The following is a 17,993-nucleotide window of genomic DNA, read 5'->3' as shown; positions in this document are numbered from 1 at the left end:
GGTTACGTGGAAGAGAAAGCAATGAAGTTTGCAACCGTGACAGCGGTTCTTCTCATGATCATAGTGTGTGTGTTATTGCCGAAACTTCCGGCAATCCACACATGGGCAGTGGAGCGTGAGGAGGAGCGGATCGCAGAGGCAGAACTTGCAGAACAGAAGATTACAATGAGTGATCTTACAATTAAAAATACAGAAGTGGCAGATGACACAGAACAGAGACAATTGCGTCTGAAGCTTCCGGCGGGAGTAAAGGGGAGTGATATCACAATCTCAAATGACTATGTGACACAAACTGTCCGTATCGAATTGCCTCAGACAGAGGTCAGTTATTTTGAGAATGATCCATTGACAGGAAGCAGCAACCATATTGATAATCTTTCTTATGCAGTGAGCAAGGGAAGCAGTGGACTGATCGAGATCACGATGGATCAGGTTTATGAACTGGATATGGATTATGATGAGAATTATTACTATTTTGATTTTCTGACGCCGCATGAAGTCTATGACAAAGTCGTGGTTGTGGATGCCGGGCATGGTGGAAGAGCGCCGGGAGCAACGAAACAGGGAATCAACGAAAAAGATATTGACCTTGGAATTGTGCTGCAGCTGAAAGCGATTTTTGATAACAGCGATGAGAATATCGGTGTTTACTATACAAGAACGGATGACAGCAACCCGACTTTTGACCAGAGGGTACAACTGGCGAATAAGTCTCAGGCAGATCTGTTCATCAGTATACATAATAATTCAACGAAAAGCGGGCGGATGTCCTCGACACATGGTACACAGGTGATGTACAGTGAGTCAGATACGAAAGAGTTGGGAAGTAAGACATTTGCGCAGATTTGCCTGGATCATGTGACGGAGGCGCTTGAGAGCAGGGATAAGGGGCTTGTGGAAGGCGATGAGATTTATATCATTCGGACCAGCGAAGTACCGGTAGCATTGATCGAAGTCGGATTTATGACAAATCAGGAGGAACTGAATCTTCTCAACAGTACCGATTATCAGAAAAAAGCAGCAGAAGGTGTTTATGACGCTGTTCTGGATGCATTTGCGAAAGGATATTAAAAAGATGACAAAAATTATTTTTGCAACAGGAAACGCAGGAAAAATGCGCGAGATCAGAGACATTATGGCAGATCTGGATGTGGAACTTTTATCCATGAAAGAGGCAGGAATCAAACTGGATATTGTAGAAGATGGAAAGACATTTGAGGAGAATGCACTCATTAAGGCAAGAGCAGTGTCTAAGGAGGCACCTGGGGCAATTGTGATGGCAGATGATTCCGGGCTGGAAGTGGATTACCTGCACAAAAAGCCGGGAATTTATTCTGCACGTTTTATCGGCGAGGATATATCTTATGATATTAAAAATCAGGCGATTTTAGACCTTCTGGCAGGTGTTCCAAAGGAGAAACGAACTGCCCGCTTCGTCTGTTCCATTGCAGCAGTGCTGCCGGATGGAAGGGAATTTGTGACAAGAGAGACCATGGAAGGCTATATCGGGGATAAAATTGCAGGCGAGAATGGATTTGGTTATGATCCAATTTTTTGCGTGGAAAAATACGGATGTACAACCGCAGAACTTTCGGAAGAACAGAAAAATGAGATCAGTCACCGGGGAAAAGCACTGCGCGCCATGAAAGAGAAACTTGCAAAGGAAAACCTATGAAAATATTGATCATCAGTGATACCCATAGAAAACATGACAATCTTTTAAAAGTGTTAGAGCGGGAGTGCCCGGTTGATCTTCTGATCCATCTTGGTGATGCTGAGGGGTATGAGGATTATATTGCAGAGCAGGCAGGCTGTCCTGTGGAAGTGGTGGCGGGGAATAACGACTTTTTTTCCTCACTGCCACGGGAAAAAGAGCTGCAGATCGGAAAGTATAAAGTGCTTATTACCCATGGACACTACTATTATGTTAATACCGGGATTGAAGATATTGAGCGCGAAGCAGAAGGAAGAGGATTTGATATCGTTATGTTTGGGCATACCCATCGTCCGATCATCGATTATCATAAGGATGTCATTGCGCTAAATCCGGGCAGCCTTTCTTATCCGAGGCAGGAAGGAAAAAGACCGTCTTATATTATTATGGATCTTGATAAAAAGGGAGAAGCAACGTTTGAAATTGAGTATTTATAGGCGCAAAGCCCTGAAAAATCAGGGGATTCGGGCAATTAGAAAAAAGTTGAAAAAATGTAAAAAAAGTGTTGACATTTTCTTTGCGCTCTTATATAATAACTCTTGCGTCACGGATTGAGAGACAAAACAAAGCTTCTCAAGAGGTGAAAAGCATTGGAGATTATCCTTCGGGGTGTGGCTCAGCTTGGCTAGAGCGCCTGGTTTGGGACCAGGAGGTCGCAGGTTCGAATCCTGTCACCCCGACTTATGCGGGTGTAGTTCAATGGTAGAACACCAGCCTTCCAAGCTGGATACGTGGGTTCGATTCCCATCACCCGCTTTCCATTTGCCAATTTGGTGAATGCGAGCGTATGTGTTCGTAGCTCAGCTGGATAGAGCAACGGCCTTCTAAGCCGTGGGTCGGGGGTTCGAATCCCTTCGAGCACATTTCCTTTTTAGGAATAAGAAGACACAAGGATTTAAGCATCGGCAACAGAGTTGCTTGCAGTCTTTTATGGTGGGTATAGCGCAGTTGGTTAGCGCGCCAGATTGTGGCTCTGGAGGCCCAGGGTTCGAATCCCTGTATCCACCCTTACAATAAAGCTTTTGCTTTTATTGTTAAAATGTTGCGATAGGTGCAGCAAATTTCTTTGTTGGGCTATCGCCAAGCGGTAAGGCACTGGATTTTGATTCCAGCATTCGCAGGTTCGAATCCTGCTAGCCCAGCTTAATATGGGATATTAGCTCAGTTGGTAGAGCACTTGACTTTTAATCAAGTTGTCCGGGGTTCGAATCCCCGATGTCTCATTGAAATTTGTCGCCTTTATTGTGAAGGCGATATTTTTTTTGCCGGATTTGCAGGAAGCAAATACGGATATTGTATGATTTATAATTTATGCGGGTGTGGCGGAATTGGCAGACGCGCTAGATTTAGGTTCTAGTGTCCCCGACGTGCAGGTTCAAGTCCTGTCACCCGCAGTCTTTGAAAATAGCCGGAAAACTAAGATTTTGTAGTGAAATCAAGGTTTTTCGGCTATTTTTTATTGATTTGATAGACGCAAAACCTTTTATAAGTCCTCACAAATGTTTATAAACCAATGTGAAAATGGCTTAAAATCAAGGTTTTCCGCATATCTTCATTTTTCTTGTCATATCTCCGCATAAGGTGTTTTTGTAAGACCGGGCACCATTTTAGCACCACAGAATATAAGGAGGACGACATGAAAAACGAACTTTTGACTAAGGGTATTATACTTCCGTCCGGCGAAATCGGCAAGAATAAGATAAACCTTGTCGCCGGGGCAATCACGCAGCCGTTCGCGGAAATGGTATGGGTAACGACAGGCGGCGACATGGAAACAATCAACCGCCTTACCAACGTACTTGTAACCATGAACAACCCCACCGACCGGGGCAAGCTGTTCAAAATCATCAAACTGCTTTATGGGCTAATGGGCTTGCCTTTTTCAGAGGAAGCCGAGCCTATGGACGCAGACCCCGACGTTTTGGAATACTTCATCTTTTCTTTCATGGCAGACTTTGGAGAAGTCATGCAAGAACTGATAGCAGAAGAAATGAAATAGCGACCCGCACAGCGGCGTTTCTCACTCTCTCACTGGGAGAACAGGAACGCCGCTATTTTTATGCCCTCATGTTACGCAGTAGGGGCAAAAAAAGCCTTGATTTATCGGGCTTACAGAACGCAAAACAGAGGAAGCAAGGAAAAGATACCTTACCCCTCAAAATCCGCGTTCTACTGCGCAACAAATCTAAAGCAAAGGAGTGATGAAGCTATGGCAGTTTTCCGTGTGGAACGCAACACAGGCTACACCGTAATGAGCAACCACCACTTACGCAACAAGGAGCTTTCCTTAAAGGCAAAGGGGCTGTTATCTCAAATGCTGTCCCTGCCGGAGGATTGGGACTATACCCTTGCAGGGCTGTCCTACATCAACCGGGAAAGTATCGACGCTATCCGTACCGCCGTTTGGGAGCTTGAAAAAGCCGGATATATCACAAGGCGGCAGGGACGCGACGAGAAAGGCAAAATGACCGCAATCGAGTACACCATTTACGAACAGCCGCAGCCGCCGGAATTGGATTGCCCGGTATTGGAAAATCCAACAGCGGATAACCCGACAACGGAAAATCCGACGTCGGAAAATCCAATGCAATTAAATAAAGATATATCAAGAACTAACTTACAAAAAAAAGAAAAATCAAATACGGATTTATCAAGTACCCATTCCATTCCTATCCATTCCCTAAATCCCTTGCCTTATGGCGAGGACGAAGCGGCACAGCCGCCGGAACGGAAAGGAACGGAAAGGAACGACGCTTACAGAGTGTATGAGGAAATCATCAAGGACAATATCGAGTATAACATTCTCTTGCAGGATATGAAGTTTGACCATGACCGTCTGAATGAGATTGTTGACATTATCCTTGAAACGGTCTGTACGTCAAGAAAGAAAATCCGTATTGCAGGGGACGATTACCCCGCCGAGCTTGTGAAGTCAAAGTTTATGAAGCTGGACAGCGAACATATCCGCTTTGTGCTTGACTGTATGCAGGAGAACACCACGAAAATCCGCAATATCAAGCAGTACCTAAAGGCGGTTCTTTTCAATGCCCCGTCTACCATTGACAGCTATTATACTTCCCTTGTCGCTCACGACATGGCAAGCGGCGCATTATCCGGCAAGCCTAAATACGGCGACCCGGACTACTACACCTACAACGAGGGCGAAAGCCTGTAAACGAAAAAAGGAGGATTTACCACATGGCACAGAAAACAGGAGCTTTAATTTTTGACGAAACCGCTGACCGCTACGATATTCGCTTTGATATTGCCGACTATTACGGCGGCTTGCATTGCGGCGAGTGCATGGACGTATTCACAGGCGGCAAATGGAAGCCGACCCGGATTGAGTACGGGGACAACTGGTATCTTGTAGGTATCCGCGCCGAGGACTTGAACGGGCTGCGGGTGCGGATTTAACGGGGCGGCGTGAAGAACGGACGCCCTTTTTTCACGCCCAAAAGCGGCGTACCACCTTAACACTATCACTACTACCGGGAAAGGAGGACGGTAAACATTGCAAGATGAAATCAACGAAAAAGTGGTTGCGCTCTCTGTCAAGGGAGCGAAGCTGACCGCTGAAACGCTGCAAAAGGCAATCAAAGCCATGCTTGCACAGGCAAAAAAGCAGCAGGAAAAACAGCCCCACGGGAAGCAGACCCTAAAGCAGCTTGCGAAGCAGAACGCGGGGCTATCCAACATTGAGATAACCGAGGGCAATATCAAAGCCTTTGAGCAGACGGCAAAAAAATACGGTATCGACTTTGCCCTAAAGAAAGACAGCACCGAAACGCCGCCCCGTTATCTCGTCTTTTTCAAGGGGCGGGACGCGGACGCTCTGACCGCAGCCTTTAAGGAGTTTTCCGCAAAGAAGCTGACACAGGAGCAAAAGCCCTCTATCCGAAAGGCACTTGCCACATTCCGGGAAGCAGCAAAGCAGCTTAACGCGAACCGTCAAAAGACAAAATACAAGGACAGGGAGGTATCGCTATGAAGCCGAATATCAAGAAGCTGCTTATCCTAAACGCCCCCTATCTGCTCTTTGTGTATCTCTTTGATAAAGTCGGACAGGCGGTGCGGCTCTCGCCGGGGGCTGACCTCTCCGGCAAGCTGGTTTCCATTGGCAGCGGCTTTTCCGCTGCCTTTTCAAATGCCCTGCCGAGTTTTAACCCTATGGATTTGCTTATCGGCATTGTCGGGGCTGTCGTTATCCGGCTTGCGGTCTATGTGAAAGGCAAGAACGCAAAGAAATACCGTAAGGGCATGGAGTACGGCTCTGCACGTTGGGGCAATGCCGAGGATATAAAGCCATATATCGACCCCATGTTTGAAAATAACGTGCTGCTGACGCAGACCGAAAGGCTGATGATGAGCAGCCGCCCGAAGCACCCGAAGTATGCAAGAAACAAAAACGTGCTTGTCATCGGCGGCTCCGGCAGCGGCAAAACAAGGTTTTTTGTAAAGCCCAACTTAATGCAAATGCACAGCAGCTATGTTGTCACAGACCCGAAAGGAACGGTTTTAATCGAGTGTGGAAAGCTCTTGCAGCGGGGCGGGTACAAAATCAAGGTGCTAAACACCATCAATTTCAAGAAATCCATGCGGTACAATCCCTTCGCCTATCTGCGCAGCGAAAAGGATATTTTGAAACTGGTAAATACCATTATCGCCAACACCAAAGGCGACGGGGAAAAATCCGGCGAGGATTTTTGGGTGAAATCGGAACGGCTTTTTTACTGCGCCCTTATCGGCTACATCTGGTACGAAGCCCCGGAGAATGAGAAAAACTTTACGACGCTGCTTGAAATGATAAATGCGTCGGAAGCCCGCGAGGACGACCCGGAATTTCAATCCCCCGTTGACCTCATGTTTGAACGCTTGGAGGAAAAAGACCCGGAACATTTTGCGGTGCGCCAGTACAAGAAGTTTTTGCTGTCTGCCGGAAAAACAAGAAGCTCTATCCTCATTTCCTGCGGTGCGCGTCTTGCCCCCTTTGACATTCGGGAACTGCGCGAGCTGATGGAAACCGACGAAATGGAGCTTGACACCTTAGGCGACCGAAAGACCGCGCTTTTTGTTATTATCTCCGACACCGACGACACCTTTAACTTTGTTGTATCAATCCTTTACACACAGCTTTTCAATCTGCTTTGTGACAAGGCAGATGATGTGTACGGCGGGCGGCTACCTGTTCATGTGCGCTGTCTGCTTGACGAGTTTGCAAATATCGGGCAGATACCGAAGTTTGAAAAACTCATTGCCACGATAAGGAGCCGCGAAATCTCCGCGTCCATCATCTTGCAGAGCCAGTCGCAGCTAAAGGCTATCTACAAGGACAACGCCGATACCATTGTCGGCAACTGCGATACGACCCTGTTCTTGGGCGGCAAGGAGAAAACGACCCTTAAAGAAATGTCGGAAATCTTGGGGAAAGAAACCATTGACAGCTTCAACACTTCCGAAACAAGAGGACGGGAGCTTTCCCACGGGCTGAACTATCAGAAGTTAGGCAAGCAGCTTATGAGCGAAGATGAAATTGCGGTCATGGACGGCGGGAAATGTATCTTGCAACTACGCGGGGTGCGTCCGTTCTTCTCCGAAAAATACGATATTACCAAACACCCGAAGTACAAGTACCTTTCCGACTTTGACAAGAAAAATGCCTTTGACATGGAAAAGCACTTGCGCCGCCGTCCTGCAATCGTAAAGCCGGACGAGGTATTTGACTATTACGAAGTTGACGAAGCAGATTTGCAGGAGGACACAGAAAATGAATAAGCGTATCAGAAAGAAAAAGGCAAAACAGCAGCTAATCCGGGCTATCAGCGGGCTTGTGGAAGCTGCCGAGGAAATGCAGCGGGAACAGGAACGCAGGACAAGACAGGCAGGTATTTCCTATATCAAGTATATCGAAGCTGTCCGGGAACGGCAGTACGGCATTATGCCTGTCTACACACCACTTTTTGAAAAGGAGGGAGCTTAAAGTAAAAATAATAAACACGGGCTACATGGTACGCGCCCCTACTCCTTGCGCGTATCGCGGCAGGAAGCCGCACCCTTACAACTGAATACCGCCGCGCCGCAGCAACAAACGCAGCGCGGGGACTTATGACCGCGGCAGTTATCGAAAACTGACCGCCGTTTTTTATGCCCTTTTTCGGGCAGCCGCACAGCGGCAGAAAGGAGTTATATTATGGCATTTTTCAACAGCGCAGTAGGCGTTTTACAGACACTCGTTATCGCTCTCGGAGCAGGTCTTGGCATTTGGGGCGTTATCAACCTCTTGGAGGGCTACGGAAATGACAACCCAGGTGCAAAAAGCCAGGGCATGAAGCAGCTCATGGCGGGCGGCGGCGTTGCCCTTATCGGTGGCACCCTTGTACCTCTGCTTTCCGGCCTGTTCGGTTAAGCGGCGGGGTTAGCCTATGCAGAGCATACTTGACGCGATTAACGAATGGATAAAGGAAATCCTCATTGGAGCCATTAACGGTAATCTGTCAACTATGTTCGGGGACGTAAACGAAAAAGTCGGAACTATCGCCGCAGAGGTAGGACAAACCCCGCAGGGGTGGAACGCAGGCATATTTTCCATGATACAGAGTTTGTCGGAAAATGTGATTGTACCCATTGCGGGGCTTGTCATTACCTACGTTCTATGCGTGGAGCTTATCAGCATGGTAACGGAAAAGAACAATATGCACGATATTGACACGTTCATGTTCTTTAAGTGGTTTTTCAAGGCGTGGGTAGCGGTGTATCTCGTTACCCACACCTTTACTATCACTATGGCGGTGTTCGATATGGCGCAGCACGTTGTTTCCGGCGCAGCGGGCGTGATCGGCGGCAATACGAATATCGACGTTGACGCCGCCCTCTCGTCCATGCAAGCCGGACTTGACGCTATGGAAATCCCCGAACTGCTTTTGCTCGTTATGGAAACAAGCCTTGTGAGCCTTTGCATGAAAATCATGTCGGTGCTTATCACGGTTATCCTGTACGGCAGAATGATAGAAATTTACCTTTACTGTTCGGTATCGCCTATCCCGTTTGCAACTATGACCAACAGAGAGTGGGGGCAGATAGGCAACAACTACTTAAAAGCCCTGTTCGCCCTCGGTTTTCAAGGCTTCCTCATAATGATATGCGTCGGCATTTATGCGGTTTTGGTTGGCAGCATGATTGTAGCGGACAACCTGCACAGCGCGATTTTCTCCCTTGCAGCCTACACCGTGATTTTGTGCTTCTCCCTATTCAAAACAGGCGCACTTGCGAAGTCAATATTTAACGCCCATTAAAGACCGAAAGGAGGAGGTTTTCACTTGGCGTATGTACCCGTACCCAAAGACTTATCAAAAATCAAAACGAAAGTCGCTTTTAATCTGACAAAGCGGCAGATTATATGTTTTGCGGCAGCCCTCGCTATGGGACTACCGCTTTTCTTTTTGCTCAAAGACAGCGCGGGAACAAGCATGGCGGCATTTGCAATGATTGTCGTTATGCTTCCCTGCTTCCTCTTGGCAATGTATGAAAAACACGGGCAGCCCCTTGAAATCGTGATAAAGAACGTCATTCAGACAAAGTTTATCCGACCAAAGGAACGCCCCTATCAGACGGAAAATTTTTATGCCGTCATAGAAAAACAACGAAAACTGGAAAAGGAGGTATCGGCTATTGTCAATGGCAGAACGAAAAACCATGACCCGCGCGGTAAAAAATCCCGTGAAGCGTAAGCTGACCCGCGCAGAAAAGAAAGAAATCGCCGCCGTGATACAGGCGGCAAAGGGCGACGGGAAGCCCCGCACCGCACAACAGACCATTCCCTACTTGCAGATGTACCCGGACGGGATTTGCAGGGTAACGGAAAAGAAATACAGTAAAAGCCTTGTCTTTGAAGATATTAACTATCAGCTTGCACAGGCAGACGATAAGACAGCCATTTTTGAAAACTGGTGCGATTTTCTCAACTACTTTGACGCTTCCGTTTCGGTGCAGCTCTCTTTCATCAATCAGGGTGCAAGAAAGGAAAAGGCACAGGCGGCTATCGAAATTCCGGCGCAGGACGACGCTTTTAACTCTATCCGCAGGGAGTACGCGGATATGCTTAAAAATCAGCTTGAAAAAGGCAACAACGGACTGGAAAAGTGCAAGTACATTACCTTTTCCATTGAAGCGGACAATCTTGCGGCGGCAAAAGCCCGCCTTTCCCGTATCGAAACCGACGTACTCAATAATTTTAAGGTGCTTGGTGTAACCGCCCGCCCCATGAACGGACAGGAACGCTTGAACGTACTGCATGGGATTTTCCACCCGGAGGGCGAGCCGTTCCGTTTCTCTTGGGACTGGCTTGTACCGTCCGGGCTTACCACAAAGGACTTTATCGCCCCGTCCTCGTTCCGCTTTGGCGACGGCAGGACGTTTCGCATGGGGCGCAAGCTCGGTGCTGTTAGCTTCCTTGAAATCCTTGCGCCGGAGCTGAACGACCGTATGCTTTCGGACATTCTCGACCTTGAAAACGGAATTATCGTCAATCTGCATATCCGCAGTATCGACCAGAGCGAAGCAATCAAGACTATCAAGCGCAAAATTACCGACCTCGACAAGATGAAGATTGAGGAACAGAAAAAGGCGGTACGCAGCGGGTACGATATGGATATAATTCCGTCCGACCTTGCCACGTTCGGCAGCGAAGCGAAAAATCTCTTGCAGGATTTACAGAGCAGAAATGAAAGAATGTTTCTGCTGACGTTCCTTGTGGTAAACATGGCAGACACGAAGCGGAAACTGGATAATGACATCTTTGCTACGGCGGGCTTTGCACAGAAAAACAACTGCGCTCTGACCCGCCTTGACTATTTGCAGGAAGCGGGCTTTATGTCCTCTATTCCTCTTGGGGAGAACCTTATCCCCATTCAAAGAGGGCTTACGACCAGTAGCACCGCTATTTTTATCCCGTTCATCACGCAGGAGCTTTTCCAAAGGGGTGCAGCCCTTTACTACGGCTTAAATGCCCTTAGTAACAACATGATACTCTGCGACCGCAAGCAACTGAAAAATCCCAACGGGCTTATTCTTGGAACACCGGGAAGCGGTAAATCCTTTGCGGCAAAACGGGAAATGACAAACGCCTTTCTCATTACCGACGACGATATTATTATCTGCGACCCGGAAGCAGAATATTTTTCCCTTGTGCAGCGTTTGGGCGGGCAAGTGATACGTCTGTCGCCTGCCGGAAAAGGCATGGACGGCAAGCCCCAGTATGTGAACCCTATGGATATTAACCTCAACTACTCCGAGGACGACAACCCGCTTGCCTTGAAATCCGACTTTATCCTTTCCCTCTGCGAGCTTGTTATCGGCGGCAAAGAGGGCTTGCAGCCCGTGGAAAAGACCGTCATTGACCGCGCCGTTAGGAATGTGTACCGACCTTTCCTTGCAGACCCCGACCCGGCAAAAATGCCGATTTTGGGCGACCTCTACAACGAACTGCTGAAACAGCCGGAGCCGGAAGCTGCCCGCATTGCGGCGGCATTGGAGCTTTATGTTTCCGGCTCTCTGAACGTCTTTAACCACCGTACCAACGTGGAGCTTTCAAACCGTCTTGTCTGCTTTGATATTAAGCAGCTTGGAAAGCAGCTCAAAAAATTAGGTATGCTCATTGTGCAAGACCAGGTGTGGAACCGCGTGACCGTCAACCGCGCCGAGAAAAAGGCAACCCGTTACTATATGGACGAATTTCATTTGCTTTTGAAAGAGGAACAGACCGCAGCCTATTCTGTGGAGATTTGGAAGCGTTTTCGTAAATGGGGCGGCATACCGACGGCTATCACACAGAACGTCAAAGACCTTTTAAGCAGCCGCGAAGTCGAGAATATCTTTGAAAACTCCGATTTTGTCCTCATGCTCAATCAGGCACAGGGCGACCGGGCTATCCTTGCAAAGCAGCTTAACATCTCCCCGCAGCAGATGAAGTATGTAACCCACACCGAAGCGGGCGAGGGGCTTATCTTTTACGGGAATGTGGTGCTGCCGTTCATTGACCGCTTCCCGACGGACACCGAGCTTTACTGTCTGCTTACGACAAAGCCGGAGGAAGTGAGCAAGCCATGAAAACAGACGTAATCATCAACCGCGACGCCCTCTATGCCCTGCGGGAGCTTCCGAGCGAAAGCGTGAACTGCTGCGTCACAAGCCCGCCTTACTATGGACTAAGGGACTACGGGCTTGACGCGCAGATTGGACGTGAGGACACGCCGGAGCAGTATATCGGGCGGCTTGTGGAAGTGTTCCGGGAGCTGCGCCGGGTACTCAAAGACGACGGGACATTTTGGCTGAATATCGCAGACACATACTGCGGCAGCGGCATGAAAGCGGGCTGCAAGCAAAAGGATTTAATCGGTATTCCGTGGCTTCTTGCCTTTGCCCTGCGCTCTGACGGGTGGTATTTACGCAGCGATATTATCTGGCTGAAAGAAAACCCTATGCCGGAAAGCTGCCGCGACCGACCGAGCCGCTGCTATGAGCATATCTTTTTACTGACGAAATCAAAGAAATATTACTATGACGCTGCCGCCATTGCAGAGCCGATCGCGCCGGGAACGGCTGCGCGCTACAGGCAAGGGCGCAGCGCAGGACACAAATACGCCGAGGAAGTACCAGGACAGGGCAAGGTACAGGGTATCAATCAGCCCCGCAGCGGCAGCTATTATGACGACGCCCTTATGCCGACCACAAGAAACAAGCGGGACGTTTGGCTTATCAATACCGTACCGTACAAGGGCGGGCATTTTGCCGCCTATCCCCCGAAGCTCGCGGAAACGTGCATACTTGCGGGCTGTCCGAAAGGCGGCGTTGTGATAGACCCGTTCTTTGGAAGCGGCACCACCGGGCTTGCAGCGCAAAGCCTTGACCGCCGCTATATCGGCATTGAACTGAACGCCGAGTATTGCGCCCTTGCAGGGGCGCGGATTGGAGGTGGTAACACTTGAAAGACCCATTAAAGCCCCGCGATAAAATCACGCAGAAAATGACCCGCGACGGGGCTATCGCAGAAAATCAGACCACGGGAGACACGGAACGTATCAGCAACCGCATACGGGACGCGGATTTACAAAAGACCCCGGAACAACAGGCGGCACAGGACGCTATGCAGCTTCCCCCGGTATCTGATACAAGCCCGCTTCCCCATGTGCCGGGAGCTGCCCCCAAAGCGGACACAGGCAAAACGGAGCGCGTCATGAAGCATATCGACGCCGCCCATACACGAAAAGCCAGTAAAAAGGCAGTACGAAAAGCACAGGCAGAAGCTACCGCCGGGACGAAATCTTCCCGGCTGCAATTTACCGACGAGGAACGCGCTGCCCCGGAGCTTGAAAAGTATATCAAGAAATCCGATAAAGCCGCCGACCGCTTGGATAAGGCAAAGGCAGCTATCCCCAAAGAAAAGAAACTGGTAAAAGAGCGCACCTTTGACGAAACCACCGGGAAAGGCAAGACCCGCCTGCACTTTGAGGAAAAGGACAAGCCGCCCGGATTTAAGGAGAAGCACAACCCGCTATCCCGCCCCACACAGGAAGCCGGGATTTTGGTACATAACAAAATCCATTCTGTCGAAAAGGATAATTCCGGCGTGGAGGGCGCACACAAGAGCGAGGAAGCCGCAGAACGGGGATTGAAGTACGGGGCGCGGAAAATCAAGCAGGGCTACCGCAACCATAAGCTGAAACCCTACCGGGAAGCGGCAAAGGCAGAAAAAGCGGCTTTTCGGGCAAATATGGACTTTCAGTATCACAAGACCCTGCATGAGAACCCGCAGCTAACCAGTAACCCCATTTCCCGGTTTTGGCAGAAGCAGAAAATCAAGCGGCAGTATGCAAAGGAAGCCCGCAATACCGCAAAGGGTATCAAGGGCGCGGCAGAACGCACCCGCAAGGCGGCAGCCAAAGCCGCCGAGAAAACGAAGCAGACCGCAGCATTTGTGGCAAGGCACCCGGCGGGTGTGGCAATCGCTGTCGGGGTGCTACTGCTCTTTATCATGGTTATGTCCGGGCTGTCCTCTTGTGGGGCAATGTTTTCCGGCACGTTAAACGGCGTGCTTGGAACGTCCTATACGTCCGAGGACAGCGACCTTGTGGAAGTGGAAAACAGCTACGCAGGATTGGAAAACGAGCTGCAAAGCAGGATTGACAATATCGAGCGCGACAATCCGGGCTATGACGAGTACCGCTATGACCTTGCAAATATCGGACACAATCCCCATGAATTAGCGTCTTATCTGACCGCAAAATACCAAAGCTACACCTGCGCCGAGGTACAGAGCGAATTACAGCGGATTTTCAATCAACAATACAAGCTGACGCTAACCGAGGAAGTGGAAATACGCTACCGGGAGGAAGAACGCACCGACACATGGACAGATGAGGACGGCAACGAGCATACGGACACCTACACGGTACAAGTGCCTTATGAGTATTACATCTTGAACGTCAAGCTGACGAATACCCCACTATCCACCATTGCGGAAAACAATCTGACCCCGGAACAACTGGAAATGTACCGGGTGTACTTACAGACAAGCGGGAACAAGCCCCTTATCTTTGGCGGCGGCTCTCCCGACACTTCCGCGTCGGAAGATTTAAGCGGCGTGGACTTTGTAAACGGAACGCGCCCCGGCAATACCGCTATCGTTGACCTTGCAAAACGGCAAGTCGGAAATGTGGGCGGCTATCCGTATTGGAGCTGGTACGGCTTTAATTCCCGCGTGGAATGGTGCGCCTGTTTCGTGTCCTGGTGCTACGGGCAAATGGGACTTTCCGAGCCGCGCTTTGCCGCCTGCCAGTCGCAGGGTATTCCGTGGTTTACTTCTCACGGACAATGGGGAGCGCGGGGCTATGAAAACATTGCCCCCGGCGACGCTATCTTTTTTGACTGGGATTTAGACGGCAGCGCAGACCATGTAGGACTTGTTATCGGCAGGGACGAAAGCCGCGTCTATACCGTGGAGGGCAATTCCGGCGACGCCTGCAAGATTAAGAGCTATCCCCTTGACTATGCCTGTATCAAAGGGTACGGGCTGATGAACTGGAACTGACACATTTTTTGAAAATCGAAAGGAGAAAAATTTTATGGCAATGAGTAAAATCGAAAGAATTGACAAGGAAATCCAAAAGACCCGTGAGAAAATCACGGAGTATCAGAACAGGCTGCGCGGACTGGAAGCACAGAAAACCGAAGCGGAAAATCTGCAAATCGTTCAGCTTGTGCGCTCTATGCGCCTTACCCCGCAGGAGCTTACCGCTATGCTTGCGGGCGGAGGTATTCCGGGCATTGCCCCTATGCCCGCAGACTATGAGGAACAGGAGGACAATGCAGATGAAGAATAAAATCCTTGCAAGCCTTACCGTACTTTGCGCCGCCCTTGTCCTTGTGGGCGGCTTTTCCGTTACCGCCTATGCACAGACCCCGACGGAAGAAACCGACGACAGCGGCGTAATCGTGGAAACCGAGCCGCAGCCCTTGACCCCGGAGGGCAACATGACCCTTGTGGACGACATTGACGGGGACGCTGCCGAGGATAAGCAGTTTATCGTCGTGAAAAGCAAAGGTGGCAACTATTTTTACATTATCGTTGACCGGGCAGCCGAGGGGGAAAATTCCGTCCACTTCCTAAATCAAGTAGACGAAAGCGACCTTATGGCGATTATCGGGGAGGAACAGACCGAACAACCCCCGGCTGTCTGCAACTGTACCGAGAAATGCAAGGCGGGCGAAGTAAACACCGCCTGCCCCGCCTGCTCTGTCAACATGGATAGCTGCACAGGCAAGGAAGCCACGCCGGAGGAACCCGCCGAGCAGGAGCAGCCCCAGAACGGCATGGGCGGGCTTTTGATTTTCCTTGTCGTGGGCTTGCTTGGCGGCGGCGCAGCCCTCTACTACGTTAAGTTTATGAAACCGAAACAGAACGTGAAAGGCAGCACCGACCTTGACGAGTTCGATTTTGACGAATACGACGAGGACGAGCCGGAAGAAGCTGACAGCGCAGACACCGAACAGGAGGACGAGGAAGAATGAAACTTGTGATTTGTGAGAAACCCAGCGTCGGGGCGGCGGTTGCCGCCGCCCTTGGCGTAAGGGAGAAGAAAGACGGATATATCGAGGGGAACGGTTATGTTATCTCTTGGTGTATCGGGCATTTGGTAGGACTTGCGGAAGCTGCCGCCTATGGGGAACAGTACAGGAAATGGAGCTATGACAGCTTACCCATTCTGCCGCAGGAATGGCAGTACACCGTAGCTGCCGACAAGGGAAAGCAATTCAAAATCTTAAAAGACCTCATGCAGCGCAGCGACGTTTCGGAAGTCGTGAACGCCTGCGACGCAGGACGCGAGGGAGAATTGATTTTCCGCTTTGTCTATCATCAAGCGGGCTGCAAGAAGCCCTTTACCCGTCTTTGGATTTCCTCTATGGAAACGGACGCCATCAAAAGCGGCTTTGACAATCTGAAGGACGGGCGCAGGTATGACGCTCTCTATCATTCCGCACTATGCAGGGCAAAGGCTGACTGGCTTATCGGCATTAACGCGACCCGCCTTTTCTCCTGCCTGTATGGAAAAACCTTGAACGTGGGGCGCGTTCAGACCCCAACCCTAAAAATGCTTGTAGACCGGGACGCTGCCATTATGAACTTCAAGAAAGAAAAATATTACCATGTGCGCCTTATGCTCCCCGGCGCAGAAGCGGCAAGCGCGAAGATCTGCGCCGCTGATGAAGCGGGCAAACTGAAAGCGGCCTGCGAAGCGTCGGCGGCTGTCTGCACTTCCTTGACCCGTGAAAATAAAACCGCTATACCGCCGAAGCTCTTTGACCTTACCTCTCTGCAAAGGGAAGCAAACCGTATCTACGGGTACACGGCAAAGCAGACCTTTGACCTTGCACAGACACTTTATGAAAAGAAGCTGCTTACTTATCCGAGAACGGACAGCAACTATCTGACCGACGACATGGGCGACACAGCGGCGAGTATCGTATCGCTGCTTTGCGGCAAGCTGCCCTTTATGGCGAGCGCAGCCTATGAACAGAGTATTTCCCGCGTTCTGAACAGCAAAAAAGTATCAGACCACCACGCCATTATCCCCACTATGGAAATTGCAAAAACTGACCTTACTACGCTGCCGGAAAGTGAAAGAAATATCCTTATCCTTACCGGGGCGCGTCTGCTTATGGCGACCGCAGAGCCGCACGTTTACGAAGCGGTAACGGCGGTTTTCTCCTGCGCCGACCATGAATTTACGGCAAGGGGCAAGACGGTAATCGCTGCCGGGTGGAAAAACATTGAACGGCTTTACCGGGCTACCCTCAAAAAGAAGCCGGACAGCGACGACGAAAACGAACTTGTTTTAGATGTGCCGGACTTTACCGAGGGACAGACCTTTGAAAACCCTGCTGCAAAGGTTACGGAGCATGAAACGACGCCGCCGAAGCCCCACAATGAAGCGTCCTTACTTTCTGCTATGGAACGCGCCGGAAATGAGGACACCGACCCGGACGCAGAACGCCGGGGGCTTGGTACGCCTGCCACCCGCGCCGCTGTCATTGAAAAGTTAGTGAAAGGCGGCTTTGTGGAGCGCAAGGGCAAGCAGCTACTTCCCACCAAAGACGGCACAAGCCTTGTCTGCGTCCTGCCGGACAGCTTAACTTCTCCGCAGCTTACGGCTGCATGGGAAAACAATCTGACGCAGATTGCAAAGGGCAACGCCGACCCTGCCGCTTTCATGCAGGGAATTGAAGCAATGGCACAGGAGCTTGTAAAAACCTATGCTTCCGTGTTAGGCGAGAAACAGGAGCTTTTCAAGACAGAGAAAACAGAGCTTGGAAAATGCCCCCGCTGTAAATCCCCGGTCTATGAGGGGAAGAAAAACTACTACTGTTCCAACAAAGAGTGCAGCTTTACCATGTGGAAAAATGACCGCTTCTTTGAAGAACGAAAAACTGTCTTTACCCCGAAGATTGCCGCTGCACTCTTGAAATCCGGCAAGGCAAAAGTCAAAAAGCTGTATTCCGTAAAAACGGGCAAAACCTATGACGGAACGGTGCTTTTAGCTGATACGGGCGGTAAGTATGTGAATTACAAAGTAACCATTTCAAAGGACAAAGAACTGGAATAGCAAGCATAGGAAGCGGGTACCCACTTCCGTAAAATCCCTGCCACTCTGACCGAGCTTGGCGGGGATTTTGCTTGTTGGGAAGTTTCCCAAACCCTCTAAAAATCCTCAAAAATCTTTGGCAG

The 17,993-nt window shown here is 50.0% G+C and carries 18 protein-coding genes and 7 tRNA genes; all 25 read left to right on the top strand.

What is annotated here, in order from left to right; genetic code table 11:
* Positions 1-6: 6 nt before the first annotated feature.
* The gene (locus ROSEINA2194_RS05875) at positions 7-1,071 is read left to right on the top strand and encodes an N-acetylmuramoyl-L-alanine amidase family protein (RefSeq protein WP_007884428.1); all 1,065 of its coding nucleotides are present in this window, start codon (positions 7-9) and stop codon (positions 1,069-1,071) included.
* A 4-nt stretch (positions 1,072-1,075) separates the two neighbouring features.
* Positions 1,076-1,675 (top strand): RdgB/HAM1 family non-canonical purine NTP pyrophosphatase, encoded by a 600-nt coding sequence (gene rdgB, locus ROSEINA2194_RS05870; protein WP_044927328.1) that lies wholly within the window; start codon positions 1,076-1,078, stop codon positions 1,673-1,675.
* A complete protein-coding gene (locus ROSEINA2194_RS05865; RefSeq protein ID WP_007884424.1) occupies positions 1,672-2,151 on the top strand; it encodes a metallophosphoesterase family protein in 480 nt (159 codons plus the stop codon). The genes rdgB and ROSEINA2194_RS05865 overlap by 4 nt, the downstream gene beginning before the upstream one ends.
* 168 nt (positions 2,152-2,319) lie before the next feature.
* Positions 2,320-2,394, top strand: a tRNA-Pro gene (locus ROSEINA2194_RS05860).
* Between the two features lie 5 nt (positions 2,395-2,399).
* Positions 2,400-2,470: transfer RNA gene (locus tag ROSEINA2194_RS05855), tRNA-Gly, on the top strand.
* A 33-nt stretch (positions 2,471-2,503) separates the two neighbouring features.
* Positions 2,504-2,577 (top strand) — tRNA-Arg (locus ROSEINA2194_RS05850).
* Positions 2,578-2,647: 70 nt separating this feature from the next.
* Positions 2,648-2,721: transfer RNA gene (locus ROSEINA2194_RS05845), tRNA-His, on the top strand.
* Positions 2,722-2,784: 63 nt separating this feature from the next.
* A tRNA-Gln gene (locus ROSEINA2194_RS05840) sits at positions 2,785-2,856 on the top strand.
* A gap of 8 nt (positions 2,857-2,864) precedes the next feature.
* Positions 2,865-2,937, top strand: a tRNA-Lys gene (locus ROSEINA2194_RS05835).
* Positions 2,938-3,027: 90 nt separating this feature from the next.
* A tRNA-Leu gene (locus tag ROSEINA2194_RS05830) sits at positions 3,028-3,108 on the top strand.
* 242 nt (positions 3,109-3,350) lie between these two features.
* Positions 3,351-3,713 carry a hypothetical protein gene (locus ROSEINA2194_RS05825; protein ID WP_005928529.1) on the top strand — a complete coding sequence of 121 codons (363 nt, stop codon included), beginning with the start codon at positions 3,351-3,353 and terminating at the stop codon, positions 3,711-3,713.
* A gap of 210 nt (positions 3,714-3,923) precedes the next feature.
* Complete coding sequence (locus ROSEINA2194_RS05820) at positions 3,924-4,889, top strand: DUF6017 domain-containing protein (protein WP_005928536.1); 966 nt, start codon at positions 3,924-3,926, stop codon at positions 4,887-4,889.
* Positions 4,890-4,912: 23 nt separating this feature from the next.
* Positions 4,913-5,131, top strand: coding sequence for a DUF5348 domain-containing protein (locus ROSEINA2194_RS05815; protein ID WP_005422968.1), 219 nt, complete (start codon positions 4,913-4,915; stop codon positions 5,129-5,131).
* 97 nt (positions 5,132-5,228) lie between these two features.
* Positions 5,229-5,705: a PcfB family protein gene (locus ROSEINA2194_RS05810; protein WP_005928540.1), complete on the top strand. Its 477-nt coding sequence runs from the start codon at positions 5,229-5,231 to the stop codon at positions 5,703-5,705.
* Positions 5,702-7,489, top strand: coding sequence for a VirD4-like conjugal transfer protein, CD1115 family (locus ROSEINA2194_RS05805; RefSeq protein ID WP_005928544.1), 1,788 nt, complete (start codon positions 5,702-5,704; stop codon positions 7,487-7,489). The genes ROSEINA2194_RS05810 and ROSEINA2194_RS05805 overlap by 4 nt, the downstream gene beginning before the upstream one ends.
* A complete protein-coding gene (locus ROSEINA2194_RS05800; RefSeq protein ID WP_005928546.1) occupies positions 7,482-7,694 on the top strand; it encodes a hypothetical protein in 213 nt (70 codons plus the stop codon). Before ROSEINA2194_RS05805 ends, ROSEINA2194_RS05800 begins: the two co-directional genes overlap by 8 nt.
* Before the next feature lie 210 nt (positions 7,695-7,904).
* On the top strand, positions 7,905-8,120 hold the full coding sequence (locus ROSEINA2194_RS05795) for a Maff2 family mobile element protein (RefSeq protein ID WP_005928550.1): 216 nt from the start codon (positions 7,905-7,907) through the stop codon (positions 8,118-8,120).
* Positions 8,121-8,136: 16 nt separating this feature from the next.
* Positions 8,137-9,006, top strand: coding sequence for a VirB6/TrbL-like conjugal transfer protein, CD1112 family (locus ROSEINA2194_RS05790; RefSeq protein ID WP_005928553.1), 870 nt, complete (start codon positions 8,137-8,139; stop codon positions 9,004-9,006).
* 24 nt (positions 9,007-9,030) lie between these two features.
* A complete protein-coding gene (locus ROSEINA2194_RS05785) occupies positions 9,031-9,441 on the top strand; it encodes a PrgI family protein (RefSeq protein ID WP_005928557.1) in 411 nt (136 codons plus the stop codon).
* Positions 9,389-11,818, top strand: coding sequence for a VirB4-like conjugal transfer ATPase, CD1110 family (locus tag ROSEINA2194_RS05780; protein WP_015542402.1), 2,430 nt, complete (start codon positions 9,389-9,391; stop codon positions 11,816-11,818). The genes ROSEINA2194_RS05785 and ROSEINA2194_RS05780 overlap by 53 nt, the downstream gene beginning before the upstream one ends.
* A complete protein-coding gene (locus ROSEINA2194_RS05775; protein ID WP_005928563.1) occupies positions 11,815-12,696 on the top strand; it encodes a DNA-methyltransferase in 882 nt (293 codons plus the stop codon). The genes ROSEINA2194_RS05780 and ROSEINA2194_RS05775 overlap by 4 nt, the downstream gene beginning before the upstream one ends.
* A 38-nt stretch (positions 12,697-12,734) precedes the next feature.
* Positions 12,735-14,798: a C40 family peptidase gene (locus tag ROSEINA2194_RS05770; RefSeq protein ID WP_035393412.1), complete on the top strand. Its 2,064-nt coding sequence runs from the start codon at positions 12,735-12,737 to the stop codon at positions 14,796-14,798.
* A gap of 34 nt (positions 14,799-14,832) precedes the next feature.
* The gene (locus tag ROSEINA2194_RS05765) at positions 14,833-15,090 is read left to right on the top strand and encodes a DUF4315 family protein (RefSeq protein ID WP_005928569.1); all 258 of its coding nucleotides are present in this window, start codon (positions 14,833-14,835) and stop codon (positions 15,088-15,090) included.
* Positions 15,080-15,778, top strand: a complete 699-nt coding sequence (locus ROSEINA2194_RS05760; RefSeq protein ID WP_015542401.1) for a DUF4366 domain-containing protein — start codon at positions 15,080-15,082, stop codon at positions 15,776-15,778. The genes ROSEINA2194_RS05765 and ROSEINA2194_RS05760 overlap by 11 nt, the downstream gene beginning before the upstream one ends.
* Entirely contained in the window at positions 15,775-17,871 is a 2,097-nt protein-coding gene (locus ROSEINA2194_RS05755) for a DNA topoisomerase 3 (protein ID WP_007884408.1), read from the top strand. Before ROSEINA2194_RS05760 ends, ROSEINA2194_RS05755 begins: the two co-directional genes overlap by 4 nt.
* Positions 17,872-17,993: the final 122 nt, after the last annotated feature.

Origin of the sequence: Roseburia inulinivorans DSM 16841 (assembly GCF_000174195.1) — a bacterium.
Lineage (GTDB): Bacteria > Bacillota > Clostridia > Lachnospirales > Lachnospiraceae > Roseburia > Roseburia inulinivorans.
Note: the sequence above shows the minus strand (reverse complement) of the source record. Positions and strands in the feature narration are given on the sequence as shown.